The sequence below is a fragment of the Salibacterium halotolerans genome (genome assembly GCF_900115625.1).
Taxonomy (GTDB): Bacteria; Bacillota; Bacilli; order Bacillales; family Marinococcaceae; genus Salibacterium; species Salibacterium halotolerans.
The window spans coordinates 159390-184319 of record NZ_FOXD01000001.1 but is presented as its reverse complement, the minus strand read 5'-3'; the positions used below and the strand labels follow the sequence as shown (position 1 = coordinate 184319).

Here is a 24930-nt window from a genome sequence, read left to right as displayed (position 1 = left end):
GTTTATACATGAAAAAATTTAGTTGCGGTTTTGAAGTGACAATGGAAGTTATTGGCGGAAAATGGAAAGGCCTTGTATTATACTTTTTAATGAATGGACCAAAGAGAACGAGTGAATTAAAGCGCATTATCCCAAATATAACTCAGAAAATGCTGATTCAAACACTTAAAGAGCTTGAAGCCAGTGGACTTGTGAGCAGAAAGATGTATAATCAAGTACCACCGAAGGTTGAATATTCACCCACTGAGCTTGGAGAATCTCTTAAACCTATCTTGCAGGAGCTCTGTCAATGGGGAGGCCATTATGCGGAGCAAGAGTATGTAGAAGGTGAATTCGAAATCGTACCACCAGAAGAGGCTTCTTAATAAGGAATACAACTTTTAACACCTTATATGTAAAGTGTTTTTTTGTTGCACTGAGATGAGGTCAGTCGGTCACTTTTTTAAAGTCGCGCCATTAGAGTAGTAATTTATTCCGTTAAATGGCCCTATTCTAGAATAATTATTGCTTAAACAGTACCATATCTTTCTCGTAAGCACATAGATTTTTAAACAACTTTTTTATTACTCAACAGAAATCCCTACCGCAAAAAGTTGTGTTTTTTTCGATGTCACCGGGATAAACAAAAAAATGTCCGAACACTTCGGCACTTTTTCATTCTGCCATGAAGATGTTCGGACATATTTGTAATTTAGGATGATATTGTCATCATGCCCCATTGATTCATTTTACATTTCCTGAATATCAAATGACACAACGCGGTCGGTATCCGGATTGAAGGTGACTCCGGCTCTTATTTTTCTGGTCTCCTGAGGAGATTGCAGGGTGAATTCATATGTTTTTCGTGTTTAGTTCTGATTCTACTGCGTAGTTTCCAATGACTAGTAATCAGTAACGTTGTAGTTAGGATAAGCATTCTGGGTGATTTCCAGCAGATACTTCCCCCACGCTCCTATTCGAGTTCCGGAGACGGGGTGATATCAATAGGAATAACCCCCATTACTGGACCCGCTCCCAGTACTTCAAACACTCTTCTTTGAAGATTCAGGCGGTTCGAAGGATACCCCGCACCTCATCTACAACAGTTACGATCATTTCCCTTCCGCTGGCGGGATATCTGATCTTAAGGTTCTACCTGATGATTCTCCCACAGCTGCGGTCATATATTGATAATCAGACCAAGACATGCTGCATTTTGTCAACCGGACCTCTATCCGTCCATGTCGCCTTCCCCCTAATGGTCTGCTGACGTGGTTCATTCCCGGAAAAAGGGATCATTGGATAATGGACTGCCCCTATTTTATTGGACACTATATGCCAGAGAAGGTCTCATCATGGAAGCACGGTTTACGGAAGATCAGAAGTATCGGGCTGTTCAAGGCTATCTTTCCGGCGGCTTTTCCTATCAGGATGTTGCCGATAAGTTCGGCGCCGACAAGCGTTCCATTCGTATGTGGGTGGCGCTGTATCAGGAACATGGACGCCCGGCATTAGCCCCGTGGGATCATTGTTATTCCTACAGCTCATCTTTTAAAATGGATGTAGTACAATACCGATGGCGGACGAAAACCTCGTATTTCCGGACAGCCGTTATATTTAATCTGGTTAGTCAGCACACAGACCGCAAAGGGGAGAATGTGCTGTTTCACGAGGATAGCGAGGCTTTTCTCCAGCCGGAGAAAGAATATGCCGATATGACGAAAAAACCGGACAACCGAAGCCGGGAAGAACTGCAGGAGGAAAACGAGCGGCTGGAGCTGGAGAATGCCTACTTAAAAAAGTTACACGCCTTCGTTCAACAAAAAAAGTCCAACAAACGAAGACCGAACGCGGGCGGTCGACGAACTAAAGAAGGAATTTCCTTAGCCTTCGCTGCCTCTTCTTTTAAAGGCTGCCGGCCTGAAGCGGAGCACGTATTATGCGGTTCGGAACCGGCTCCAGCAGCCTGATCCCGACGCTTCCTTAAAGGATGATATTAATGCAAATTAACAAATATTAGTTTCTAATGACAAGGGAGCACCTCATTCCGTAGGAGTCTCGTGTTTTGACTACGCCATATGAGTATTTCTTAATCTGGGATTTTAAATGTTCTGTCTTTTACCACTTTTATTCTCTTTTGTTCCAGACTCTTTTTGGTTATTTCAAAGAATGCCATCCAAAAAGAGTTCGAACTAGGCACACTGCGGGAAATTCCCATTAACGGCATTCGTCTCCGGCGTTTCTTTTATTCCGTGTACAATAAAGATAAATTAACACTCCCCGGAGAAACGTTTTATCGTTTATTCAAAACTATTACCTGAATGAAAACTTTCCATTATAAAAAATCCGTCTTCACAATTCGGGCGGAATGCATAAGATTACGAGCGGAAACATGTCGAAAACGAGCGATTTTTTGTCGATTGCGGGCGAACTGATTGTTTCCGCATATAATGATACGAATATAAGTGAAATTCGGAGGTTGCCATATGCTTGTTTCTTCCCTTCAAATGGATATAGTGCCGGGTGATCCGGCAGCTAACCGTGCCAATGTGGCAGAGGCGGTGCGGCAGGAGGCAGATAGTACAAGGCCGGATGTCATCGTTCTTCCTGAAATGTGGACGACCGCTTATACCCTGCCGGACCTTCCCTTTACCGCAGATCAGCCGGGAAGTGAAACGATTCCTTTTCTGCAGAAGCTTGCTGCCACTCACCACATACACCTTATCGGCGGTTCCATCGCCTGGAAGGAAAACGGGGACATATTCAACCGGGCCCTTGTCATCAACAACCATGGAGAACTTATTTATCAGTACGACAAACTTCACCTGGTACCGATGCTGGATGAACCGGCTTATTTAACCGGCGGGCGTCATAAGTGTAGGATTTTTGAGCTGGACGGCATCAAAATGGGCGTTATCATTTGTTATGATCTTCGCTTTCCAGAGCTTTTACGTGATCTTGCTCTACAGGGGGCACAGGTTATATTTGTTGTTGCGGAATGGCCGGATGCCAGAAGAGATCACTGGTATCATCTGCAGATCGCCAGAGCCATCGAGAATCAATGTTACATTGTTTCATGCAACCGCACCGGCAGTTATAACGGCACTGATTTTGCCGGAACGTCGATGATTATCAATCCATGGGGACATGTGCTGGGGGAAGGACACCGGTATCATGAACAGTCAGTCCACCGTACCATCCAACCGGATCAAGTCTCCGAAATCCGGAGCCGGGTGCCGATTTTCGAGAGCCGGCGTCCGGAATTTTATCCATGATACAGCTACCTAGTGGAACGCAGGGATGCCGTGCTGCCGGAACGACTTCACATCTTCCACCCGTTGTTTCTGCGAAACCGTCATCGGAAGCGTGGCTGCATCAAAAAGAGACACCCATACATAATCGCTGGATTCTGCGTCCAGCTGCACCTGCCCCCCTGTGATACGGGCTTCGTATAATATCAAAAACTCCCGCCGTACTTCACCGTCGGAGTAAGCAATGACAGTTCCCGGGTCGGTGTACGTGCCGATGAAGCCGGTCACTTCGATCTCAAATCCGGTTTCCTCCCTGACTTCCCGCTTCACACAAGCCGCAAGGTCCTCTCCTTCTTCCATCGTACCGCCCGGCATCGCCCATTTTTCATTATCGCGGCGTTTCACAAGCAGGATTTCCTCCTTTTCATTGACGATTGCCGCAGCTGCGGCGGGTTTGACGGAGTTTGGATGCGGCGCTTCAGGGTCATTGAAGTAATCGGTGCGTGTCGTTTCAACAGAAGCCTGCCTCCACGTGAATACCGCGTCCGGCTCTTCCACCTCGACTTTATCATTGCCGGGTGGTGTTTTAATAAAAAGCAGTTCGGTTCCCGGCCTGGAACGCTGGGCATACACAGTACCCGGCGTAATCTGGAAAAAGTCTCCCGCATAAAAGGTGTATTCCTCATCTGTTTTCAAATCTATGTACTGTGTCATTCCGTGCATCAGGTACATGTACTCCACAGCTTGGGTATGGTAGTGCGGAGCCTCGGATTCCGGGGTGTCATAAGACGTTATTCCAACCTCGACTGTACCTTCCTGAAAATGCGGCACCGTCTGGGGTTTTTTCAAATCACCTGCCAGATACTGCCGCGTCGTCTGCGTCAAAGCCTGTCTGATGCTTTCATCGCTGATGCGTTTCATCGTGTAATGGATCCACCACCCTATGAAAAAAGCCAGCTTCAGCCGCCGGCTCTTTTTGTTATTTTTCTTTTCTCTGCCGTTTCTTTTTTTCATTCAGAATAAACTGTCTGAATTCCTCTTTTGTTATATCTGAATTCATCGCGGTCTTCACCAGCTCGAGCCACTCTGCTTCGAGATCTTCCTGCACTGGATCAATCGAAGATACCGGTACCTGGAGCGCTGCTGCGACGCTCTCCATTTCAGAACGCGTTGGGGAGTGCCGCTCTCCTTCTTCTATATCCCTCAGCGTATGTTCCATCATCCCTGATTTTTCTGCAAGTTCTGCAATAGTTAATGCCTGTTCATGCCGCTCTCGGCGTATGCGGACCCCAATCATGCATGCAAACATCCTTTTACTACTATGATACAAGATTCCACACAAAACACCAAGTTTTTATGTGAAACCTTTTCATGTGTACATTGTATACACGACGCTGACCGTTATGATCATGCATAGGAGCGTCAGTGGAAAGCCGACACGCGCATAATCAGCAAAGGAATAACCACCCGGACCGAATACGATGAGGTTGGTCTGATACCCGATCGGCGATAGAAAACTGGCAGAGGCCGCCACCGCCGTAAGAACAGCCATACCCACCGGCTCCATACCGATTTCGCCGCTGATTTCATAGGCAATCGGGAACATAATGACTGCTGCGGCATTATTGGTAATCAGCTCAGTGAAAATATTCGTCATGAAATATATACTGATGAGAACAGCCAGAATACCAAACGGCTGCAGCGCATGGATCAGAAGGTCCGCCGCCCATTCCGCCGTACCTGTTTCTGTAATCACATTTCCGATGCCAAGAGCACTGGCGATCAAGAGCAGCACCTGGAACTGAACGGCTTCTTTTGCTTCAGATGGTGACGTGATTCTAAGAACGAATAACGCGCCGACCATAATGACCATCGCTTTAAAGATGGTCAACCATCCAATCATAACACAGCTGATCAGTGCCATGAGCATAATCAGCGTCATCCAGCCCTGAGATTCATCTTCATAAAACTTTTGCTTCTCAAGCGGGGTCGTAATATAGAGATCCTTTCTCTCCCGCATCCGATTATGAAACTCCGGTCCGCTCACAAGCAGCAGCAGATCTCCCGCCTTTGGCACAATATCACCGATTTTCCCTTCCACCCGCTCGTCGTTACGGTGCACCGCCACCACCGCCGCATCATACGTTTGGCGGAAACGGCCCTGTTTGATCGACTGCTGTGTCAAAGGTGACTGATGGGAAACAACAGCTTCCACGAGACGTCTGTCCCCATTTTTTATGTTTTCAAGCGAAAGGTCGGTTCCCGTATTGACGATCAGCCCTTTTCGCTTCTGGAGTTCGGCAATCGTTGAAATCATACCGGTAAAAATCAGCCGGTCCCCCGTCTGAATGACTGTCTGGCTGCTCACCGGAGATATCCGTTCCTTTCCGCGGATAATCTCAATAAGATAAACGCCTTTCAAGTTCCGAAGCTGTGCTTCTTCCACGGTCCGGCCGGAATACTGGAATTCCGGAGTCACTTTCATCTCACTTAAATAATCTTTCGTGCTTTCATTGACACGTTGAATCATACTGCGGTGATCCGGAAGCAGCTTTCTGCCGAACAAGAGCAGGTAACACAGGCCGGCGATGGTGATCGGTACACCGACCCAGGCAAGCTGAAAAAAGGAAAACCCTTTTTCTCCCGCATCGATCAACAGGCCGTGAACCACAAGATTGGTAGACGTACCGATTAATGTGACCGTACCACCCAGTATAGAAGCATAAGAAAGCGGTAGCAGGTACTTGGAAGGAGAAATATCGCGTCTTGATGTCCAGCGGCGGACGACCGGAGTTAACGTTGCAACAATGGGTGTGTTGTTGAAAAAGGCGGAAAACGCCGATACGGGGAAAAGCAGTTTCCCCATCGCGCCGCGTTCTGTTTTCGTATCTGCCAGAAAAGAAGACATCAGCCTTTCAATCAGGCCGCTTTTTTCAAAAACCCCAGCCACAACAAAGAGAAGGGCCACCGTCATCATGCCCTGATTGGAAAAACCGGCGAGCGCTTCGTCCGGTGTCACAAATCCAAGCATCAAAAAGACGAACAGCGTAAAAAATACGAGCAGATCAGGCCGGGCTATTTCCAAAAAGAGCCCGGACAGCATGCCGGTTATTCCAATTAATACGACCGCGATTTCTATCGTCATATGAAACCTTCCTTATGTATCATCCTCTACTATCATTATATAGCAACCATATCGAGCCGGCAATAAATATAAGTTTTCTTATCGGAATTATTGATTTAATGATTGGGGATAGAAAGAAGTTGTATCAAAAGTCTACGAAAAGAAATAAATTTGCGCTGCAGCTTTTCCTGGGCGCATAGGCTCCGTTGACACTATATCGCCGGGCAGCATACGTAGTGTCCACGGAGGTAGTGTTAGTGGACACTAAGCCCATGTAACCCGCAAGATAGTGTCCATTGATTGCTGTCAGCGGACACCAATTCCTAAACTCAGCAGTGTAGTGTCCACTTACAACCCAGTGATTGGAATGTCTAACCACGGCTTGATGGATGACAGGCAAAAGCTTGCCTCTGACATATTGAAGCTGCACTGCAGACGTATCCTTACCATTGCTGCATTTACTTTTCAAAAAAAGGAACTGTACCTTTTGATACAGCTCCCCTGATATTTTACATTTCCTGAATATCAAATGAAACAACGCGGTCGGTTTCGGGATTATAGGTGACGGAGGCCTGTATTTTTCTCGTCTCCTGCGGCGATTGCAGGGTGAATTCATAAGAAGCCCGCGTTTGATTTTCATTTACCTCGGATGTCCCAAGCGCCTGATAGTTCGTCACGTTGTAATTGGGATAGGCATTCTGTGTTATTTCCAGCAGATATCTTCCCCATCTTTCCTCTTCGAGTTCCGGTGAAGGCGTGATTTCAATGGGGATAACCCCTGCTGCAGGATCGGCGCCAAGTGCTTCAAACACTCTTTTCTGCAGGTTGAGGCGGTTCGGCGGGTAACCAGCAACCTGATCGACAATCGTAACAATCATCTCTCTTCCAGTAACGGGATATCTGATTTTCAGATTCTGCCCGCATGAGTAAGGAGAAGATTCTCCTACAGCCGCTGTCATGTACTGATAGGCCGACCAGGGCATACCGCATTTTGTTACAGGGCCTCCCTGCGTCCATGTCGCCTGCCCCTGAACAGTCTGCTGTCTGGCTTCCGCGGAAAAAGTACGGGGCATGGAGTAAGACACAGGTGCCATAACAGGCGGCACGTACGGATAATAATACATCATGTTCCCTCCTGTTCAACTTGCCGTTCGGTTCTATCCTATGCACCAACCGCCCAGCGGGGAACGTTCGGATTCAAAAAAAGCTCCCGGCAGTCTTTTATGACCATCGGGAGCGTGCCATATATAAACTTCTTTCTGTACAAAAAGAAGACAGTTTCCAATGTCCGGATTATTTTTCGACCGCTGCGCAGCTGTTTTTGCTTTCCACACGTCCTATATAAAAAAAAGGCTTCACCGTTTCGGACATTTCCAATATTTCTTCGGTCGTTCTTCTGTGTACCCGGATCACGCCTGAATTTGTATATATCACTTGATCGTCCTGAATACCGGCTTGTTCATCTTCCACAACATAGTGAAAAAGGTGGGAGTCCGTGGCTTCTTCCTTGACGAATACATTGGCTGCATCAGACGAATGAAGGGTTCGCGCCAGCTCACACCAGTTCATATAACGCTGCACCAGTTCACATATATCATCATATGCCTCATGTCCGCGATTCGCCCGGTATATTTTCAGATTTTTTTCCATCCGGTAAGTAAGCATATTCTGACCCACAAAGCGGTTCAGCTCCACCCGGACAGCATTTGTCGAATCTCCGAACTCTCTGGTTATACTACGGAGATATCCTTCCGTGCCTGGATTCAGAAAAAATTTCAGCAGCAGACGAAGTCTTGTTTTGGAAGTGATTAAATGATGAAGCATGACTCGTATTCCCTTCTTTACATGAACTTTCAGAACGGTATCATTCATTTTTCATATGATTCCAACAATTGACATTATATCCGCAATCAGACCTAAAGTAAATGTATTTAACAGGCGTATATCATCTTTTATTGTTTGAAGGAAAATGTAACCGTCGACTTTACCGATACACAGATACCCTTCTTTCTCTTCCTCAAAACCTTTTTCAAGAATGGGGAGATTATTTTTTCAGATAAACCAGAACATTTTCATGTAGAATACAGTCAAATATCGAATATTTCCCGGGAAATATGTTGATTTTCGGCGGGAAATCAACATATTTTTCAAAAAGAGCCTGGTGTGAAGCCAGGCTCTACATTCATAACGAGTTATAATTCGATAGTTTTTTCGTTCACAACTCTCTCTATGATGTCGTCCCTGCCGACCGTCGAAGAAGTGATGTATCTGCTTCGCTGCGAAGAAGCGGGTTTTTCAAGTATTCCAAGGTGAAAGGCTGCACGGAAGAGGAGTGTTACAAACTGGCGCAGTGTGGATGTTTGGTACGTGGCATATGCTTTCAAAGTTTCTGCATATTGATCGAAAAAGTCTTTTGAACTGAATGGTTCCCTCTCTCTCCACTCTTCCAGTTTGTCCAGAAATACTTTCAAAAACTCCATATCAACAGAATAGGTCTGCGGGGATTTTCTGAACTTTATCAGATTCTCATCCTGTATGTAATAGATGGTAATACCTTCGCCGGCAGACTTCTCCGGTATCTTTTTTTCCTCCGTGCTTTCCACCGCACCAGTATTTTCTTCCCTCTTCTCGTTTGAACGGGAATTATTCTCTGAAGCCGGTGCTTCCTGAATAAAAGATTCAAGAGCAGATAACTGCCGTAAATGATGTACCGCCTGCTCCGCGCGGTCAAACTGCTGATTATCTATAGCATGCTGAACAATGCCGCGCAGTTTCTGCTTTTCTTCCAATGACAAACGTAAAACTCCTTTCTCTGCCTTGCATCATGGAATGTATTTCCATAATAGAATATGCCTTTTAATATATTATATCCATAAACACGGATAAGAATAAAGATTTAATTAAAAACTTCTGCATTTTCGATGCAGAAATTTTTTCATTTATTCCAATACAAATGAAGTGCTGTGATAACAGTATTCACAGACAGCATAATTTTTCGTTTTTATCAATGTATCCACATAATACGTGTCCTGGGAAACCTCCCGTTGTTCAAGCGGCGTTTCATTAAAGCCGCAAACGTCTCCTGCATAGGCTGTTTTATGGATTAACTGTGTGTTGTGATCAATCAGATACTTCAAATGATTCCATCCTTTCTGCTGCGATGTAAACAAACGTTTGATGAACGCCTGAAAATTAAAAAAAGCCGAAAAGGAGTCATGTCTCCTCTTCGGCTTATGTTTGGCTCTATTGGTCCAACTCATTTCCACCGTATGGCTGATTTGGTTGTAAAATAATGATAATATAGCTTTTATCTATATTGAAATCCCAGTCGACAAAGATATCATTGACTTTGCTGCCCAGGACTTTTTCAAATTCACTGACATGCAGCAGCCTTTTTTCCAACTGTCGTTTGGAAAGCTTCAGCTGCTCTTCAAAACCTCTGCGGATCAATTCCTTTTCAATTTTTACAAGGATACCGACCCTGGTGATAATAAGGGTTTTGTCATTTAAAAGACAGGAATCAACCGCTTCCGGACACTTCTCCGCCTGCATGCTTACCTGCCCGATTTGTTCATGAACCGCTTCTTTCTTTTCGTAATTCTCAAGAAGAACGTCATTTTCGCCGTCTTCATTTACCATTTCACCGACGAGCATCCCGGTTTTATTATGAAGCGACCAGTCGTAATACATTTCTTTAATATCGAGCCCACCGCTCACTTTCAGCGTAGCCTTAATATCGGGAAGCAGCTCCTGCATCAGAAGATCTCTTGTTTCTTCCACTTTCATAGTTTTATTCTGATTGATTAACACCCTTTCCATCGGGGCTAGAAAATCCCTCAGATAAATGGTGATAAACGGACGTTTTATTGAAACGTAGACCGAAGAAGGTCCCTTGCCGAAATTGTCGCGGAGCAGTTTCCCCGTGTAACTGGCAATTTCAGCCTGAATCGAGTTCTTTTCCATGACAACCAATCCTTTTATGTAGACAGAGACGTTATTTTCTCTCTCCTATGTTTTATTATAAAGGTTACAAATGGAATGTTAAAGTAATAAGATTCATCTTCTATGGAATTCAACTGAAACATGTATTATCCCGATTATTATGATTCAAAACTTTTTTACTCACATAAACAGCACCTACAGATTAAATGGTAAGCATCCCAGCACCTGTTATCAGGAAATATTAAACAGGATCCCCTTTACCTGAATCCGTGATAAAGAGGGTTATTGTTTGAGTGAGGTTCCGTTCTATATCTACAATTCGTTTTTTATTTCAGGTATACGTTGAAGATAAATAGGCATCCACTGCAGGCGGACGTTTTTACTCCGGAGTACAAGAGCGACATCGGTTCGCCTGGGCTCACCGTGTCTTCTTTGCCGCGGGCAGCGCCTCAGCTATATCCTGTAGAGGAAGATCGGTTAAGTTCGGCACGTCCTGTGCCAACACCGATCTGACTCCCGTCGTGGGAGCCTTTGTTTGATAGGATCTTCGGCTGCTGCTTCGACGAACAGGAGGTTCCAGCATCGGCGTTGGTCATAGGACGTGACCGCTTTTAGCCGATGAACCTTCAAATGTCGCCGCCTTCCACTCCTGCCTTCGTTTTCTTCTCTTTAGAAAAGGGTGCTCTTGCAGCAACACAAAGAAACCTACAGGGTTTCTATAGGTTCGCTAATCGATAGGACAGGCTGAAGCAAAAGAGGGCACGTTGTCTTTTTATGCGGAGGCATACCGATGGAATAAACGGACAAAAAAGGCTTTCCAGGGGTAGCCGCGAAATAGGGAAAGACGTTGTTCACGTGCATGCTGAACCACGTGTGATGCAAACAAATCATGTGCTGGATAACCGTCTTTAACCGCTGGCGGAAAACGCTTTTCGATTCAGGAAGATCATTACCGCTTAATACATCCTGTCCAATGGAACGAAGCAGATTATAGGTCAGGGATCCAAGAGCCAGCACAAGCGCATTCGTTGCGAACGTTCCCGAGGGGAACCTTTCTACATCCATATCAGATTTCAGTTCGCTGTGAAATTGCTCGCAGGTCCCGTGCTGCTTGTAGAGATGGATAATGGTTTCGGCCGGCAGATCCAGGGATGTCCAAAAACCCTGGAACTCTATGTCCGGGAACATGTTGATCTGCCCGTCTTTCATGATAGTTCGTACCACGAGACGGTAGACTTGATAGACTGGACGCTCTTCCAGACACCGGAAACCGAAATGCAGCCGGTATCGATCGTCTTTCCTTCTCGGGGATTTGAAGCTGTTCCATGTTGTTCAGCATGAGCCAGCCATGCTTCCGGTGATTCTAGGCGCGGGTTCCGTTTGATAATAAAGTCAGCACCATGGTCGTCACACAGCTCCAAATTTTCTTGGGCATCATTTCCTCCATCCATGCGGACACAAAGTCGTTCCGAAGTAATTTCTTTGGCGGAAGTCAAGGCCTGTTGAAGAAAGAACCTCCGGCATGCTTTTCTGCACATGTTCGTTCCCTTCATGCAGCTGAGCATAGACCAGGTGTCCTTCTTCCCCTAAGTAAGCAAAAGCAGGATTATAACCTTCGATCTTTTTATACGTGAAACGAACGCCTTCTTTTTTGGTTCCGCTGTTATCAAACGGAGAATGGTCTACATCAAGAGGAAGAAGAGACAGATCGTCCGCCTTCTGTGTTGTATCGGTTGATACAACTGTCGGAGTAAGCGAAGACGACCGTTGCCGGGTGTTTTCCTCCCATATCAACGGGAGGGTTTCCGGATGCTGAGCCAGTTGATTGAAACGCTGCCACAGTGTCGGGGAAGACGCGACTCCTTGAAGACCAAGGGATTGTTGGAAAAAGACATCACAGCGGGATTCTTCCATCCAGTCAAAATCATTTTTCCCTTGAGAGAGAAGGCCGAGATAGCTGTATACGACATCGCCATGGGAAATGGCTGCGGATGATGTTAAACCGGGCATGGATAAGAAATGGAGACGTTTATGTAAGTTCAAGGATTGAAGGAGTTCCCCTATCAAAAGAAGTCCGCTGGCAGATATAATATAATCATCCGTTCATTGGATACCAAATCGACGTTTCATGTTTTCACCTTCCGGGTGCATTCATCCAATAAGATGAATAGGATCTTACCCCTATTTTATCAAGATTTTGAAGGGCATGTCGAAAGTTATTATCACGGATTCAAGCTTTAACTAAATTAGCGAATATTGGATATTCACGTTCATTATTAAACTAAAATTGCGTGAGATACATATTCCCACTCGTAATTGCTTTTTTACTCGAGTTATCTTATCTCATACGCAATTCAGCTTGAGTAATACGTGTAAATGAGTTTGTAAAAATTTCATAAATATAAATAAAGAGCTCTATAGCTGCATAATCGATAATAGGAATATCCATTAGAATGAATATTTTACTTTGGAGCTTGCATACCTCCTTAAGCAATCATCATCTCTTTTTCAAGAGACTGCAGGGACACGCCCTTTTGGGCTTTTTGATAAATATAGAACAGGAGGGAACGGTGCCTTTCCTTGTTAGCCCTAATCTAGCAGTTACAATTAAGCTCGTGTCTGAGCAAAAGAAAAAACGAACCGATGATTCGCTGGCTGCTGTATTATTAGGCCGGCAGGCAAGCACCGTTCCCTGAAGTCCGCCTTTCAATGTCCCGTCATAGCGATGAAAGCGATAGGCAGTGTCTCCTACGGTGACGATGCAAAATGATTGGTCTTCCTATTGATTTGCCCAATCCCTGACGGGTTGAGGAATACAGCCATTCAGCAGAACACGGTTGCTTTTCAGACCTCCAATGAAATGCCATCCGCGTTGCAGCACATTGTGAATCAAGGACGTGGCAGCATACCAGCTGTCTGTCAGGACATAGACGTCTCGCATACTGGTCGGTATTTGATCCATATGATGCTCAGCAACACCGAGTTTCGAATACTCTTCTTTCACATAAGGTGTCATGGCAAACGGTAGAAAGAAGCCTCGGGCTCCCATCATCGTCGTTCCCCGTTGATGAGCGTATATAGGTTTTCCTTGTTTGTGATCAATGGGCTACGAAGCTCCTTCTGTCGGTTCCATAGCCTGTTACGAAGGCTTGGTTTTATGACAGATACTCTCAAAGGACCCTCGGAAGAGGATATCTGTTTTACTTGTTGATAGATAGATGTCTGCAGATTTCGCTGCACACTCTGTTCTTTCCACTGCCCATATTGAAAAAATCGCGTCAGGGATGTGAGATGCCGGTGCTGTTCCGTTACACGGTCATACTTCCATTCCGCCGCTCTTGAATCGTACCCTTCAGGAAATGAGAAAGATGCCGGTATCCGGCTTTGGTGCATGAAGAGATACATTTATTTGGCCTAAAATTTTCGATAGACGATGACTGTGCTATAATAGACTTACGGTAGAATCCCTCTATGTACATATTTGTCAGCTCATCCATCGCATGAGCAGATTTGGAGGTTCTGTCTTTTTATAATCATGTATGGAAATTTTTCTATGAACTATACAACGTCAGAGTTATTAATGGTTGTTTAATTGCGACTGAGTATAAGCGTTTTTTTGATGTAAAGTTCCTTCTTTCATTTTATATAGATAATCCGATTGATTGATCCAAGTTTCTTGGTGAGATATGATGATCTGCGTGGGAAAGTGTCGCTTAAGATGATACGAAACTTTTCGCTCTAATTGCTCGTTTAATGCGCTGGTTGCTTCATCCAGTATAAGAACTTTAGGTTTTCGGAATATTATTCGAGCGAGAATAATGCGTTGGCGCTGCCCTCCTGATAGATTATTACCATTTTCAGCAATTATAGTCTGATATTTCATAGGTAGTGCACTGATTTCTTGATGAATGCAAGCAATTTTCGCAGCGTGCATTACATCTTCCATATGATAATCACTGAAACCGATAGTTATATTATCTAAAATACTGCGGTTAAAAAGTTTCGACTCTTGAAGAACAGCGCCGATTGACTCTGAGCTTAAATATAATTCACCATCTCTGGGTTGATATAATCCAGTTATTAGTTTTACTAGTGTGCTTTTACCTGATCCCGAGGCTCCGACGATAACTACTTTTTGGCCTTCTCGAATTGTCAGATTAATATTTTTAAGAACTGGTTCGCTCATCCTTCCATAAGAAAACGAGACTTTATCAAACTTAATAACGTCGCTTCCGGTTGAAGGTTTAGTTTTCTTTTCCGAGGGTGTTTGCGCGAGCACATCATATAAACGTTGTAAAATAGAACTAAGGAAGATAATTTGCATATAACCGCTACTAACTGAAACGATAGGCATTAAGTATATGCTAGCCATGGAGGCGGTTGCTAAGACTGTCCCGAAAGTAATAGAACCTTTTATGACTTGATAACTACCTATCCAAAGTATCAACAAAGGCATGATAAACTGAATTGTAGAAGAAAAGGCATTTAGCCACGTAGTCCACCGCCCTGTCTTTTCAAACACATGAATCTGCTTGTTAAATACTTGCTTCCATTCTTCATAGGCTAATACTTCTAAGCCTAGTCCTTTTATATCGGTCATTGAATTAAACTGTTCCGATAAAACGCTTTGAGTTTCTGTCTGCGTTGATACTTGTTGATTTGTAAACTGTCTCGTAATATTTGTTGTTAAAAATAGAGTCAATAAAATTAGAATGCTACATGTGATAACAATGGTACCTAGCAGTCCAGACTGCAGAAGCATCCCAATCATCAATCCAACAATTAAAAGTCCATCAACAATTGTGCTGACAATTCTTTCAGACAGTATGTCACGTATTTGGACATTGGAGTTGGCCCGATATAGAAGATCTCCCTTAGATCGGTCTTCAAAAAAAGAATACGGCAATTTCAAAAGATGCTCTATGAAATGAGTCATTAGTGCTTTGTCAAGATGCTTTTGAAATCTCGTCACAATATAGCCTCTAATAACAGATAACAGAAAACGGGTCGTTGCCAGCGACATTACAAATATTCCTAAAATAGGCAAAAGCCTACTAGATCGAGGAACTAGAATACGATCGGTTGCCCACCTGGTCACAAGCGGTACAAAGAGTGTAATGCCAGTGAAAACTATTGACGAAATTAAAAGAAGTGAAAATAAGAGCTTATATCGAGCCACGAAGGAAAATAAAAAATTAAAATAACCAACCTTCTTTTTTCTTGGCAGTTGTTCTCCACCTTCAAAGGTCATCATGTATCCGCTAGCATACTTATCAAGCTCTTCTATCGTTATTTTACGTCTGCCAATAACCGGGTCTAAAATGATAGCTGTTCTTTTCTTTATTTTTTCCAGTACCACAAAATGATTAATATCCCAATGCAGAATACAAGGAAACAAAGCTTTATCGTCCAACATGGAAACCGAACCATCAATTTCATATATTTTTGAGATCAAGTTAAAATCTTCAGCAATGTGTTTAATTTCCAAAAATGATAAGCCGTTTTTTGAAGCATAATAGTCGGTACGCAGTTCTGCAAGTGTTGTATGATGTTTATAGAACCCAAGAATCATTGCAATACAAGCTAAACCACATTCACTATGGGTCATCTGTTCAATGTAAGGTACGCGTCTCATTTTTAACCTCTGAAATACTCCACGTCCATTAAAGCTTTTTTATACATATTTATTATGGACGGAAGCAATCCCTCGTCTTTCAAAAATTGAAAGTACTTATTTGCTTGTTCATACATTCCACACTCAAATAAAAGCATTGCGATTACGGTATCAATACGAAGTTCCTCCGAATGCAACTCGTCGTATTCTAAATCAAGTTGATTTTCTCGGAAACTTATAACCTCGTCAAGCATAGTTTTTAATTCTGTTTTCATTTTAAATATATAAGCGACAGTCGAGTAGAAAACAGCATCACTATCTTTAGGTTGGTAACCCTTAAGACGATTTGCAACATCTTGAACTATATCATATTTTTGTTGCTTGAACCTATAACGTAAGAGCAAACGCATGAGTGGAATAGTATAGTTTTTCTGACTTTTATAATTTTCTTCATTGCTATAGTTAAATGCTTGATCGAACAATGTTTCTATGTACGTAGATGAGACCGTATCCATGCCTTCTCTTATAAGAAAATACAACCATCTCGGATTATAAGATTCAATCTCCCGCATTTTGAACAACAGCCGGAGGTTACGCTCTGCTTTATTTTTTTCCTCTAAGATATCTGGCATATAGCCATCATGATAAATAGGGAGTCTTAAGTTAATATTTTCTTGTGATTGCAGTGTGGCATCACCGTGTCTTCTTGGTTCTTCATGCACCTTTCCATAAAAACGTATTTCACTTCTTTTATGGAAAATACGTTTTACTCCCATAATATCACCCTCATTTTTGTCTTTAATGAGCGGGGATAGTGTCAATTGATATTTTAGTGGAAAGGTTGAAAATAAACTCAAAAATTCTTTTAACAAGTATTTCTCGTTAGAATTTAACCACTCATCAGCATCAATAAAAAAAAGCCAGCCATCGTTCGATTCATCGATACCAAGATTTCTTAATTTAGAAAAATCTTCTTCCCAAGTAGTTTGTAATACTTTAATATGTCCTTCATTTAATTGACCAATTATTGATAATGTCTCATCTGTTGAACCAGTGTCGATAACGATAATCTCATCAACTTCATCACGAAGACTATGTATACATCTTCTAATGCATCGGTCTTCGTTATATGTTAGCACAATCGCTGTAGTAAATTCGTCTTTTGTGCAAAGGTGCACCTTCAATGATTTTTTTACTTCTTCTAAAGAGTCGTAGATTGAAACAGAATAGTCATTGACATCTACGATTTCCTCCCAAAAATCTGGGGTGATTGTAATCTTAGAAAGCATATGCAAACGATAATCAATTAGTCCCAACTCATCGAAATCACCTAATTTTTTATACAGCGTTGTTCGTAGCTGTGACAGGAAAGACTGATTATACCAAACGGCCCTTGCATCGTTCAAACCAATACCTCCTTGAATGAGGCAAGTAAGGCTATAATAAATAGCCTTACTTGCCTACTTTATTAACCAGAAATAGATGCGCACGGGTGACCTCTACCACCACTCGAACCTGAATTATCAGACTCTCCACATAAGCGTCCCATATGACAAGAATACATAGCATTCATTGTTTCAGAATAAACATCATACCATGTACAGCTTCCGCCATTAATATCTTGTAGATCAACGTCCTCCTTCAATTCCTTCAGTAGCGCTTTGGATTTACTCACTAATAAACCTCCTAACAAATTCAATTTTAATAGAAAATTATCTATGTTAAAATATTTACCACAAATTCATAAAAATAAAACATCATATAATTATCTGAACCTGTGATAAAAAGCGTTATTGTCTGAATAAGGTTTCGTCTCTAAAGTCGCATAATCAGTGACAGGAATATCCAATAGAATGAATATTTTACTTTGAAGCTTGCATATCTCCTCAAGCAATCATCAACTCTTTTTCAAGAGACTGCAGGGACACGTCCTTTTGGACTTTCTGATAAACATAGAACAGGAGAGAACGGCGAATATCCTGTAGTGAATCCTTGCTGCTAATGCTGCATGATGAACGTGTAGGCAAGTTAAAGCATTAGCATGTAACGCTTGATAGCAAAAAGGGATCGCAGCCTGTAATCCCCCATATGAAGTTTGTCCTTCGTTTCCTGAAAAAAGGTTTCGATGTTCCAGCGTTCAGCGTAGAAATGCAGGATCTTTTGGGCGGTTAAGCTGGAATCTGTACAGAAGAAATAGCGAACCGATGATTCGCTGGCTGCTGTGTTCGTAGGCCGGCACGCCAGCACCGTTCCCTTTAGCCCGCCTTTCAGTGCTCCGTCATAGCGATGAACGTAGTAGGAAGCGTCTCCTACGGTGACGATGCAGGATGTTTGGTCTTCCTTTTGTTGGGCCCACTCCCTGACGGGTTGAGAAACGCGGTCATTCAGCAGAACACGGTTGCTTTTCAGACCTCCGATGAAATGCCATCCACGTTCTTGAATGTAGGCCATCAGGGATGTGGCAGCATACCAGCTGTCTGTCAGGACATAGACGTCCCGCGTGCCGTCCGGTATTTGATCCATATGGTGCTGGGCCATATCAAGTTTCGAATACTCTTCTTTTACATAAGGCGTCATGGCAAAGGGTAGAAAGGAGCCGCGGGCTCCTATCATCGTCGTTACCCACTGATGAGCGTAAATAGGTTTTCCCTGTTTGTGATCAAAGGGATAGGAAGCTCCTTCTGTCGGTTCCAAAGCCTGTGACGAAGGCTTGGTTTTCGGACAGATGCTGTCATCGATAATAACTATCAAGGGATCCTCGGAAGAGGACATCTGCTGAACCTGTTGATAGATAGACCTCTGCAGCTTTCGCTGTACGCCCTGATCGTTCCACTGCCCATATTGAAAAAATCGCGTTACAGATGTGAGGTGGCGGTGCCAGAAACTGCTGTTCCGTAGTACCGTCATACTTCCATTCCGCCGCTCTTGAATCATCCCCTGCAGGAGGTGGGAAAAATGCCGGTATGCCGGTTTTGGTACATGGAGAGACACATTCACATGATTTAAGAAATTGTCGATAGATGATGACTGTGCTACAGTAAACATACGACAGAACCCCTCTGTGTGCGTGTTTGTTGGCGCATCCATCGCATGAACAGATTTGGAGGTTCTGTCTTTTCATGAACACGTATGGAATTTTTTTCTATGTATTATGCGACTTTAGAGTTATTATATCTTGATATTATTAGTAATTAAGATGAAACAACATGATATTTGATAAAAACATTACATACATCAATTAATAATGGTATAGACAACTATATTTTTAAGTGGTACTATTGTCTCTAAGATTAATATTATTTTTGATTGTTTAAAAAATTGTAGGCGCTTCAGTATGAAATCTGCAAAAAGGGAGGGATGCTTTATGTTGAAAGAATTATTACCAAGGGAAAATCTCCAAAATTTCTCAGAAGTAAGTAGTTGGGAAGCAGCAATAGCTATTGCTGGTCAACCACTGTTAAAAAAGAAAATAATCGAAGAAGAGTATATCAGCAGCATGATAGAAAGTGTACATGAAAATGGCCCATATATTGTATTAGCCGATTGTTTTGCATTACCTCACGCTAAGCCTGGTGAAGGAGTCTATTCCATGGGAATGTCATTGTTGACTTTAGATAATCCAGTTGATCTTAAAGGAAATCAAGTTAAAGTATTTTTGGTTTTGGCAGCTATAGATTCCACCTCTCACTTAAGTGCTTTATCTGAGATTTCGGAGATATTAATGGAAGAAGAAAATTATAAGATATTTATGGAAGGGTCATTAGATAAAATTTACGAATTACTTTAAAAGGGAGGATGAAAATGAAATTTTTGGCTGTATGTGGGTTTGGTGTAGGATCTTCTATGGTGTTGAAGCTCAGTATTGAGAAAGCATGCAAAGATAGAAATATTGGTTGTGAAGTAGAGAATACAGATTTAAGTTCAGCAAAAGGGGCTAATGTTGATGCCGTATTCACAAGTCATGAACTGGCTGAAGAACTGGAAAACAGCATGAAATGTCCTGTTTTTCCCATTAAACGTTATATGGATAAGGAAGAGGTTGGTCAGTCTCTTGATCAACTTCTAGAGAATAGGGGGAACTAACATGATGGCGTTTATCACTGAGAATATTTTAAGAAATCCTCCTGTTCTGCTTGGCCTGATTGCCGCTCTTGGTCTTATTGTTCAAAGAAAAAATATTGCCGATATTGTTAAAGGGGCTTTTATTGCAGCATTTGGTATGTTGATTTTAGATACTGGTGTTGGACTGATCACCGGAACTATCTCACCAATTAACACAGCTTTTCAAGAAGCTATAACCGGCAATGAGTCTGTACCTGACGCTTTGAATGAGCAAACGTTCACAACCAGTTATGGCGGGGATGTAGGGCTGGCCATGTTTATTGGGTTGATTTTTCATTTATTAATTGCAAGATTTACAAAAGTGAAAACAATATTCTTAACAGGACATATGTTATGGTGGTTTCCTTTCATATTTATTGCCGCTGGGGTAGAAGCAGATCTTTCCGGTGTATACTTGGTAGTTTTTGGAGCATTATTCTCAGCTCTATATTGGTCATTCATGCCGTGGATTATGAGAAAGTACGTTTGGGCAGTTACAGAAGATGACTCCTTTTTAATTGGCCATCCCACCGGCATTTTAAGTATTATTTCAGGTGAAGTTGCAAAACGAGTTGGAAATAAAGAAAACTCAACTGAAAATATCAATGTTCCAAAGAGTCTATCGTTTTTCAGAGAAATTTCGGTAACTGGTGCTATTGTTATTGTCGCTATGTATTTGGTAGTGGCAGTAATTATTCCAGATATTCTTGCTGACGGACAAAATGCCATTATACTTGGAGTTAATCAAGGTCTTACATTCGGTGCAGGACTTCTGATTATGTTATATGGTGTACGCCTGCTGATTAATCAAATTATCCCTGCATTTCAAGGGATATCTGAAAAGCTTATTCCTGGTTCCAAACCCGCATTTGATGTTCCCATCTTGTTTAATTTTCGTCCAAATGCGGTCATAATAGGTTTTCTTATAGCTATGAGCACTTCAACTGTTCTCATTGTAATTGCCAACTCTTTTAATGTTTTTGGTGTTGTGTTGATTCCTCTCGTCGTCACTTCATTCTTTGAAATGGGAGGTGCAGCTGTAGTTGGAGAAGGACAAGGTGGAATAAAAGGGGCTGTTGCAGGCACCATAGTATCAGCCTTTGTCATGGTCCTATTAGTTAGTATTTCAGCAAGTATCTACAGCGGTACAATTCAGAATTGGATTTTGGTTTTCGGAGGGAACGATTTATCTCTATTTGGAACTATTGCAAAATGGATAGCTGACTTATTTGCAGGAGTGTTTATGTAATGTTTCAGTACTTTGATGAAATAAAGAAAATTTTGAACACAGTTGAAAATCAGGAAAGATCAAATATTGAAGAAGCAGTCACAGTATTATCGAACGCCATATTAAATAAAAATGCTTTATTTTCATTTGGTGCCAGTCATGCCGGCATATTAACGCAAGAACTTTTCTACCGGGCAGGGGGATTAATTAATCTGAATCCCATATTCGGTAAAGAATTGATGTTGGATACTGAACCAATCACTCATACAAGCAGGATGGAAAGGCTGGAAGGTTACGGACAGATATTGGGGGAAAAGACACACTACTCAAAAAATGATGTTTTAATCCTTCACTCCGTCTCAGGACGAAATTCTTCCACTATAGATTTAGCAATCGATGCTGGAAAAAAAGGAGTTAAAACTATTGGTATAACCAATCTCGAATATTCGAAAAGTGTCTCTTCAAGACACTCTTCAGGTCAAAATCTTTATCAAATCGTTGACATTGTTATTGATAATCATGGTCATACAGGCGATGCTGTATGCGAAGTAAGTGGTTTGGATCAAAGAGTTTCTCCTTCCTCCACAGTAGTGGGTGCGACGATAGTTAATACTATTGTAGCAGAAGTAGTAAATAAATTAGTGGAAGAAGGAGTGAACTACCCACCTATATTTTACAGCGCTAACTTGGATGGCGGAGATCAATTGAATCGTCAATTGTACGAAAAGTACAAAGATACTATACATTACAAATTTTAAAAAATGCAGGAAGTGTCTAATCGACACTTCCTGCTTTTTTATTTTATCATCTTCAGTTCAAAAAAGTTTATTTAGTAAAACGCTTTGTTTTGATATTGAATTTATAGCGGTCCCCGCGGTAAGCGGACTTTACGTACTCAAGCGGTGTTCCGTCTTCGAGGTAGGTGATGCGTTGAATCAACAGCACCGGGGCTCCTTCTTCGATAGCCAGTTTATCCGCCTCTTCGGTGTTGGCAAGCGATGCTTCAAATGTCTGCTCGCCGTCCCCGATTTTCAGCCCTCTCTCTTGTTCGAGAAAGGAGTAAATCGATCGGTTTTCCACGTCTTCCGGTATGTCACCGGCAAGCTCCAGGTTGATAAAGGTGGTTTCGTACGCCATCGGGACGTCGTCCGCGAGGCGCACCCGCTTGATTTCATACACCTCGGTTTCGACTTCGGTCTGCAGAGCTTCCGCTACTTTCCCCGGCGCCGTGCGAAGGCGGTACTGAATCAATGTACTTCCAGGTTCAAGCCCGCGTGCTTTCATATCTTCGGTGAAACTGGTCAGCCCCTGCAGCGGCTGCTCTATTTTCGGTTCAGCGACAAAGGTGCCTTTGCCCTTTTCCCTCATGAGCACCCCTTCGTTGGCGAGCTCTGTCACTGCCTGACGCACGGTCATACGGCTCACATCAAAGTCTTCGGAAAAAATCCGCTCAGACGGCAGCATATCTCCGGGCTGCCACTGACCGGTTTCTATTTTTTTACGTATCATTTCCTGTATTTGATAATATATCGGCAGGGGTGAGTTTTTATCAATCATCTCGTTTCCCTCTCCCTTCCTTCAGAGATCCATTTGTTGAACGAAATACCTGATAGAGCCGCTTCATCCGCTATTATTGTAACATATGGATGATTCTGAAGAACGGACGCAGGAAAATCCTCATTTATTTTTCCTTCAAGCAGGTTGGTTACGGCTTCTTGTTTCCGGGTCCCGGAAGCAAGAAGAAGAATATGGCGGCTTTCCATGATAGTTTGGATTCCCATCGTCACCGCATGATACGGCACCTCTTCTTTGTCGTCAAAAAACCGGGCGTTAGCCTCACGGGTGGACGGCTTTAACTTTACAATATGGGTCCGGGAATCAAAGGAAGTACCAGGCTCATTAAATCCGATATGACCGTTTTCACCGATACCGAGAAGCTGGAGGTCGATCCCGCCGCCTTCCTGTATGTCTTGTTCATACCGGCGGGCTTCTGCCTGAAGGTCATCAGCATCTCCTTTGGGCAGGTGGGTCTGGCCGGATCTCAGTTCGAGCGGCCGGAACAGCTTTTCTTCCATATACCGGTGGTAACTGTTCGGGTGATTCGGGGAGAGGCCGGCGTATTCGTCCAGATTAAAGGTCTGGAGGCGGGAAAGAGGGAGGCCGGCGGCGTTACGTATCCATTCCCGGTACGTTCCTTCCGGCGTCCCGCCTGTAGCCAGCCCCAGTACGATGTCCGGATTGTCGGTTATTTGTGCTGCGATGATCGACGCTGCTTTTTCACTCATTTCCTGTTCGTTTTTTACCGCTATCACTTCCATCTTATTCCTCCTTTCCTTTTTCATAAGCCGGTACTCCCCGGCACCAGGTCCGACGGACTTCCTGGTTTCCGTCAAGAAGCACCATATCCGCATCCATGCCCTCTTTTACTTCTCCTTTACGGGACAGGCCGAGCTTTCGCGCAGCATTTCGGGAAGCCATGGCAGCGGCTTCTTCCCATGAACAATTCGTGAAAGCCATTATATTTATCAACGCTTCGTTCATTTTCAGCATACTTCCGGCAATCGTGCCGTCTTCCAGATAAGGCCTGTTTCCTTCGACAGTCACCGTCTGCCCGCCCAGGTCATACCTGCCGTTCTGAAGGCATTTCGCCCGGATGGAATCGGTAATTAACAGCAGTCCCGCCGCCCCCTTCATCCGAAAAGCCATATCCACCATCGAGGGATGCACGTGCACCCCGTCGGCAATGATTTCATTGGTAAGACTACGGTTTAACAAAGCGGCGGAGGCAAGGCCGGGATCGCGGTGATGAAGACCGCTCATGCCGTTAAAAAGGTGCGTAACATGGGACACGCCGTTTTCTGCCGATTCATTTATTTCTTCCAGTCCGGCATTGGAATGGGCGGCAGCCGTTACAATTCCGTTTTGATGGAGAAAGCGGATCAGGGCATGGTCCGGATCCTGTTCAGGGGCAAGTGAAACCCATTTTATCAAGCCGCGGGCCACCTGCTGCCACTGTTGAAACAGCGCTGTATCGGCCGGCCTTACATATTCTTTTGGCTGGGCTCCCGCTTTTTCAGCGGTGAAAAAAGGACCTTCAAGATGAATGCCGAGCATCTCCGAACGTCCAGCCGGCTGGTTTAAGGCAAATGTGGCTGCATTCTCAAGCGCCCTCGTAATCACATCTTTGTGCTGCGTAATGGTAGTGGCAAGAAAAGACGTTGTTCCTTCCGACGGGAGGTTTTCAGCAATGGCTGTCAGGGCTTCTGGTGTGCCGTCCATCACATCGGCATGATTCGTGCCGTGGATATGCACATCGATCATACCCGGTATAAGCACATCATCCGGCTCAGCTTTTATTTGTACGGTGGCTTCCGTGACGACTTCTTCAGCACTGCTGTCTCTGCCAATGGCGGTAACCACACCGTTTTTCACCAATACATAGGCATGCTCCTGTGTGCTATCCGGATTCACAACGGTAACATCCCGGAGAATAAACTCTTCCATCCCGCTTCCTCCCTCTCATCTAATCTGATACATACATTATATCGTCCAAAAATATAGTTGTCTATACCATTTTTGAGCGGTAAATCCTTTATCCCCTAAAAACCGATGGCATGTACTTGATAAGCCACTATGACAAGACGTCATCCAGAAACATCCATAAAGGAACCGGGAGAACAGCGCTCACCGC

The 24930-nt window shown here is 43.5% G+C and carries 27 protein-coding genes; 9 read left to right on the top strand and 18 right to left on the bottom strand.

Annotation, left to right across the window (positions count from 1 at the left end; translation table 11 throughout):
* Positions 1 to 8: 8 nt before the first annotated feature.
* The 4 genes from BM124_RS00800 (at position 9) to BM124_RS00790 (ending at position 3254) form a co-directional block, all read left to right on the top strand.
* On the top strand, positions 9 to 365 hold the full coding sequence (locus BM124_RS00800; RefSeq protein ID WP_093334745.1) for a winged helix-turn-helix transcriptional regulator: 357 nt from the start codon (positions 9 to 11) through the stop codon (positions 363 to 365).
* Positions 366 to 1334: 969 nt separating this feature from the next.
* Positions 1335 to 1949: a transposase gene (locus BM124_RS00795; RefSeq protein ID WP_093334744.1), complete on the top strand. Its 615-nt coding sequence runs from the start codon at positions 1335 to 1337 to the stop codon at positions 1947 to 1949.
* A gap of 183 nt (positions 1950 to 2132) precedes the next feature.
* Positions 2133 to 2300 (top strand): type 2 periplasmic-binding domain-containing protein, encoded by a 168-nt coding sequence (locus tag BM124_RS19130; protein WP_212634924.1) that lies wholly within the window; start codon positions 2133 to 2135, stop codon positions 2298 to 2300.
* Between the two features lie 165 nt (positions 2301 to 2465).
* Positions 2466 to 3254: a carbon-nitrogen family hydrolase gene (locus tag BM124_RS00790; protein ID WP_093334743.1), complete on the top strand. Its 789-nt coding sequence runs from the start codon at positions 2466 to 2468 to the stop codon at positions 3252 to 3254.
* A 9-nt stretch (positions 3255 to 3263) separates the two neighbouring features.
* Here the strand turns inward: BM124_RS00790 and BM124_RS00785 are convergent, their stop codons facing one another.
* From BM124_RS00785 to BM124_RS00740, 10 genes are all read right to left on the bottom strand, one after another.
* The gene (locus BM124_RS00785; RefSeq protein WP_212634923.1) at positions 3264 to 4244 is read right to left on the bottom strand and encodes an NUDIX domain-containing protein; all 981 of its coding nucleotides are present in this window, start codon (positions 4242 to 4244) and stop codon (positions 3264 to 3266) included.
* The gene (locus tag BM124_RS00780; RefSeq protein WP_170840895.1) at positions 4210 to 4527 is read right to left on the bottom strand and encodes a helix-turn-helix domain-containing protein; all 318 of its coding nucleotides are present in this window, start codon (positions 4525 to 4527) and stop codon (positions 4210 to 4212) included. Before BM124_RS00780 ends, BM124_RS00785 begins: the two co-directional genes overlap by 35 nt.
* Before the next feature lie 72 nt (positions 4528 to 4599).
* The gene (locus BM124_RS00775; protein WP_093334741.1) at positions 4600 to 6375 is read right to left on the bottom strand and encodes an SLC13 family permease; all 1776 of its coding nucleotides are present in this window, start codon (positions 6373 to 6375) and stop codon (positions 4600 to 4602) included.
* Positions 6376 to 6863: 488 nt separating this feature from the next.
* Positions 6864 to 7481 (bottom strand): DUF3889 domain-containing protein, encoded by a 618-nt coding sequence (locus BM124_RS00770; RefSeq protein ID WP_244504182.1) that lies wholly within the window; start codon positions 7479 to 7481, stop codon positions 6864 to 6866.
* 166 nt (positions 7482 to 7647) lie between these two features.
* Complete coding sequence (locus tag BM124_RS19125; protein ID WP_212634922.1) at positions 7648 to 8226, bottom strand: hypothetical protein; 579 nt, start codon at positions 8224 to 8226, stop codon at positions 7648 to 7650.
* Positions 8227 to 8546: 320 nt separating this feature from the next.
* Positions 8547 to 9149 (bottom strand): hypothetical protein, encoded by a 603-nt coding sequence (locus tag BM124_RS00760; RefSeq protein WP_093334740.1) that lies wholly within the window; start codon positions 9147 to 9149, stop codon positions 8547 to 8549.
* A gap of 144 nt (positions 9150 to 9293) precedes the next feature.
* A complete protein-coding gene (locus tag BM124_RS00755) occupies positions 9294 to 9524 on the bottom strand; it encodes a hypothetical protein (RefSeq protein ID WP_170840894.1) in 231 nt (76 codons plus the stop codon).
* Between the two features lie 73 nt (positions 9525 to 9597).
* Positions 9598 to 10317 carry a Na-translocating system protein MpsC family protein gene (locus BM124_RS00750; RefSeq protein ID WP_093334738.1) on the bottom strand — a complete coding sequence of 240 codons (720 nt, stop codon included), beginning with the start codon at positions 10315 to 10317 and terminating at the stop codon, positions 9598 to 9600.
* Between the two features lie 684 nt (positions 10318 to 11001).
* Positions 11002 to 11520, bottom strand: a complete 519-nt coding sequence (locus BM124_RS00745) for a transposase (RefSeq protein WP_212634921.1) — start codon at positions 11518 to 11520, stop codon at positions 11002 to 11004.
* 210 nt (positions 11521 to 11730) lie between these two features.
* Positions 11731 to 12384, bottom strand: coding sequence for a transposase (locus BM124_RS00740; protein WP_280139704.1), 654 nt, complete (start codon positions 12382 to 12384; stop codon positions 11731 to 11733).
* Positions 12385 to 12749: 365 nt separating this feature from the next.
* On the opposite strand from BM124_RS00740, the gene BM124_RS19120 reads away from it, so the two are divergent.
* Positions 12750 to 12992, top strand: a complete 243-nt coding sequence (locus BM124_RS19120; protein ID WP_093334735.1) for a hypothetical protein — start codon at positions 12750 to 12752, stop codon at positions 12990 to 12992.
* Between the two features lie 83 nt (positions 12993 to 13075).
* Here the strand turns inward: BM124_RS19120 and BM124_RS00730 are convergent, their stop codons facing one another.
* From BM124_RS00730 to BM124_RS00715, 5 genes are all read right to left on the bottom strand, one after another.
* Positions 13076 to 13348, bottom strand: a complete 273-nt coding sequence (locus tag BM124_RS00730; RefSeq protein WP_139217042.1) for a transposase — start codon at positions 13346 to 13348, stop codon at positions 13076 to 13078.
* A 525-nt stretch (positions 13349 to 13873) separates the two neighbouring features.
* Positions 13874 to 15931, bottom strand: coding sequence for a peptidase domain-containing ABC transporter (locus BM124_RS00725; RefSeq protein WP_093334733.1), 2058 nt, complete (start codon positions 15929 to 15931; stop codon positions 13874 to 13876).
* A 2-nt stretch (positions 15932 to 15933) separates the two neighbouring features.
* A complete protein-coding gene (locus BM124_RS00720) occupies positions 15934 to 17316 on the bottom strand; it encodes a glycosyltransferase (protein WP_093334732.1) in 1383 nt (460 codons plus the stop codon).
* Positions 17317 to 17378: 62 nt separating this feature from the next.
* Positions 17379 to 17585 (bottom strand): hypothetical protein, encoded by a 207-nt coding sequence (locus BM124_RS18475; RefSeq protein WP_139217041.1) that lies wholly within the window; start codon positions 17583 to 17585, stop codon positions 17379 to 17381.
* A gap of 353 nt (positions 17586 to 17938) precedes the next feature.
* On the bottom strand, positions 17939 to 18955 hold the full coding sequence (locus tag BM124_RS00715) for an IS701 family transposase (RefSeq protein WP_170840892.1): 1017 nt from the start codon (positions 18953 to 18955) through the stop codon (positions 17939 to 17941).
* A gap of 319 nt (positions 18956 to 19274) precedes the next feature.
* On the opposite strand from BM124_RS00715, the gene BM124_RS00710 reads away from it, so the two are divergent.
* From BM124_RS00710 to BM124_RS00695, 4 genes are read left to right on the top strand one after another with little or no spacing between them, the layout of a single operon-like run.
* Positions 19275 to 19697: a PTS sugar transporter subunit IIA gene (locus BM124_RS00710; protein ID WP_093334730.1), complete on the top strand. Its 423-nt coding sequence runs from the start codon at positions 19275 to 19277 to the stop codon at positions 19695 to 19697.
* Positions 19698 to 19711: 14 nt separating this feature from the next.
* Positions 19712 to 19993 carry a PTS sugar transporter subunit IIB gene (locus tag BM124_RS00705; RefSeq protein WP_093334729.1) on the top strand — a complete coding sequence of 94 codons (282 nt, stop codon included), beginning with the start codon at positions 19712 to 19714 and terminating at the stop codon, positions 19991 to 19993.
* Position 19994: 1 nt separating this feature from the next.
* Positions 19995 to 21260 carry a PTS ascorbate transporter subunit IIC gene (locus BM124_RS00700; protein ID WP_212634919.1) on the top strand — a complete coding sequence of 422 codons (1266 nt, stop codon included), beginning with the start codon at positions 19995 to 19997 and terminating at the stop codon, positions 21258 to 21260.
* The gene (locus BM124_RS00695; protein ID WP_093334728.1) at positions 21260 to 21997 is read left to right on the top strand and encodes a sugar isomerase domain-containing protein; all 738 of its coding nucleotides are present in this window, start codon (positions 21260 to 21262) and stop codon (positions 21995 to 21997) included. Before BM124_RS00700 ends, BM124_RS00695 begins: the two co-directional genes overlap by 1 nt.
* A 67-nt stretch (positions 21998 to 22064) precedes the next feature.
* Here BM124_RS00695 and phnF read toward each other — a convergent pair whose 3' ends face one another.
* From phnF to nagA, 3 genes are read right to left on the bottom strand one after another with little or no spacing between them, the layout of a single operon-like run.
* Positions 22065 to 22796, bottom strand: a complete 732-nt coding sequence (gene phnF, locus BM124_RS00690; protein WP_093334727.1) for a phosphonate metabolism transcriptional regulator PhnF — start codon at positions 22794 to 22796, stop codon at positions 22065 to 22067.
* Complete coding sequence (nagB, locus tag BM124_RS00685; protein ID WP_093334726.1) at positions 22793 to 23557, bottom strand: glucosamine-6-phosphate deaminase; 765 nt, start codon at positions 23555 to 23557, stop codon at positions 22793 to 22795. Before nagB ends, phnF begins: the two co-directional genes overlap by 4 nt.
* A 1-nt stretch (position 23558) precedes the next feature.
* Positions 23559 to 24743: an N-acetylglucosamine-6-phosphate deacetylase gene (gene nagA / locus BM124_RS00680; RefSeq protein WP_093334725.1), complete on the bottom strand. Its 1185-nt coding sequence runs from the start codon at positions 24741 to 24743 to the stop codon at positions 23559 to 23561.
* Between the last annotated feature and the right edge of the window lie 187 nt (positions 24744 to 24930).

Coding starts and splice junctions, on each gene's coding strand:
- BM124_RS00800 (WP_093334745.1), top strand. CDS start 9: ATGAAAAAATTTAGTTGCGGTTTTGAAGTGACAATGGAAGTTATTGGC.
- BM124_RS00795 (WP_093334744.1), top strand. CDS start 1,335: ATGGAAGCACGGTTTACGGAAGATCAGAAGTATCGGGCTGTTCAAGGC.
- BM124_RS00790 (WP_093334743.1), top strand. CDS start 2,466: ATGCTTGTTTCTTCCCTTCAAATGGATATAGTGCCGGGTGATCCGGCA.
- BM124_RS00785 (WP_212634923.1), bottom strand. CDS start 4,244: ATGAAAAAAAGAAACGGCAGAGAAAAGAAAAATAACAAAAAGAGCCGG.
- BM124_RS00780 (WP_170840895.1), bottom strand. CDS start 4,527: ATGATTGGGGTCCGCATACGCCGAGAGCGGCATGAACAGGCATTAACT.
- BM124_RS00775 (WP_093334741.1), bottom strand. CDS start 6,375: ATGACGATAGAAATCGCGGTCGTATTAATTGGAATAACCGGCATGCTG.
- BM124_RS00770 (WP_244504182.1), bottom strand. CDS start 7,481: ATGATGTATTATTATCCGTACGTGCCGCCTGTTATGGCACCTGTGTCT.
- BM124_RS19125 (WP_212634922.1), bottom strand. CDS start 8,226: ATGAATGATACCGTTCTGAAAGTTCATGTAAAGAAGGGAATACGAGTC.
- BM124_RS00750 (WP_093334738.1), bottom strand. CDS start 10,317: ATGGAAAAGAACTCGATTCAGGCTGAAATTGCCAGTTACACGGGGAAA.
- BM124_RS19120 (WP_093334735.1), top strand. CDS start 12,750: ATGAATATTTTACTTTGGAGCTTGCATACCTCCTTAAGCAATCATCAT.
- BM124_RS00730 (WP_139217042.1), bottom strand. CDS start 13,348: ATGATGGGAGCCCGAGGCTTCTTTCTACCGTTTGCCATGACACCTTAT.
- BM124_RS00725 (WP_093334733.1), bottom strand. CDS start 15,931: ATGAGACGCGTACCTTACATTGAACAGATGACCCATAGTGAATGTGGT.
- BM124_RS00715 (WP_170840892.1), bottom strand. CDS start 18,955: ATGTTTACTGTAGCACAGTCATCATCTATCGACAATTTCTTAAATCAT.
- BM124_RS00710 (WP_093334730.1), top strand. CDS start 19,275: ATGTTGAAAGAATTATTACCAAGGGAAAATCTCCAAAATTTCTCAGAA.
- BM124_RS00705 (WP_093334729.1), top strand. CDS start 19,712: ATGAAATTTTTGGCTGTATGTGGGTTTGGTGTAGGATCTTCTATGGTG.
- BM124_RS00700 (WP_212634919.1), top strand. CDS start 19,995: ATGATGGCGTTTATCACTGAGAATATTTTAAGAAATCCTCCTGTTCTG.
- BM124_RS00695 (WP_093334728.1), top strand. CDS start 21,260: ATGTTTCAGTACTTTGATGAAATAAAGAAAATTTTGAACACAGTTGAA.
- phnF (WP_093334727.1), bottom strand. CDS start 22,796: ATGATTGATAAAAACTCACCCCTGCCGATATATTATCAAATACAGGAA.
- nagB (WP_093334726.1), bottom strand. CDS start 23,557: ATGGAAGTGATAGCGGTAAAAAACGAACAGGAAATGAGTGAAAAAGCA.
- nagA (WP_093334725.1), bottom strand. CDS start 24,743: ATGGAAGAGTTTATTCTCCGGGATGTTACCGTTGTGAATCCGGATAGC.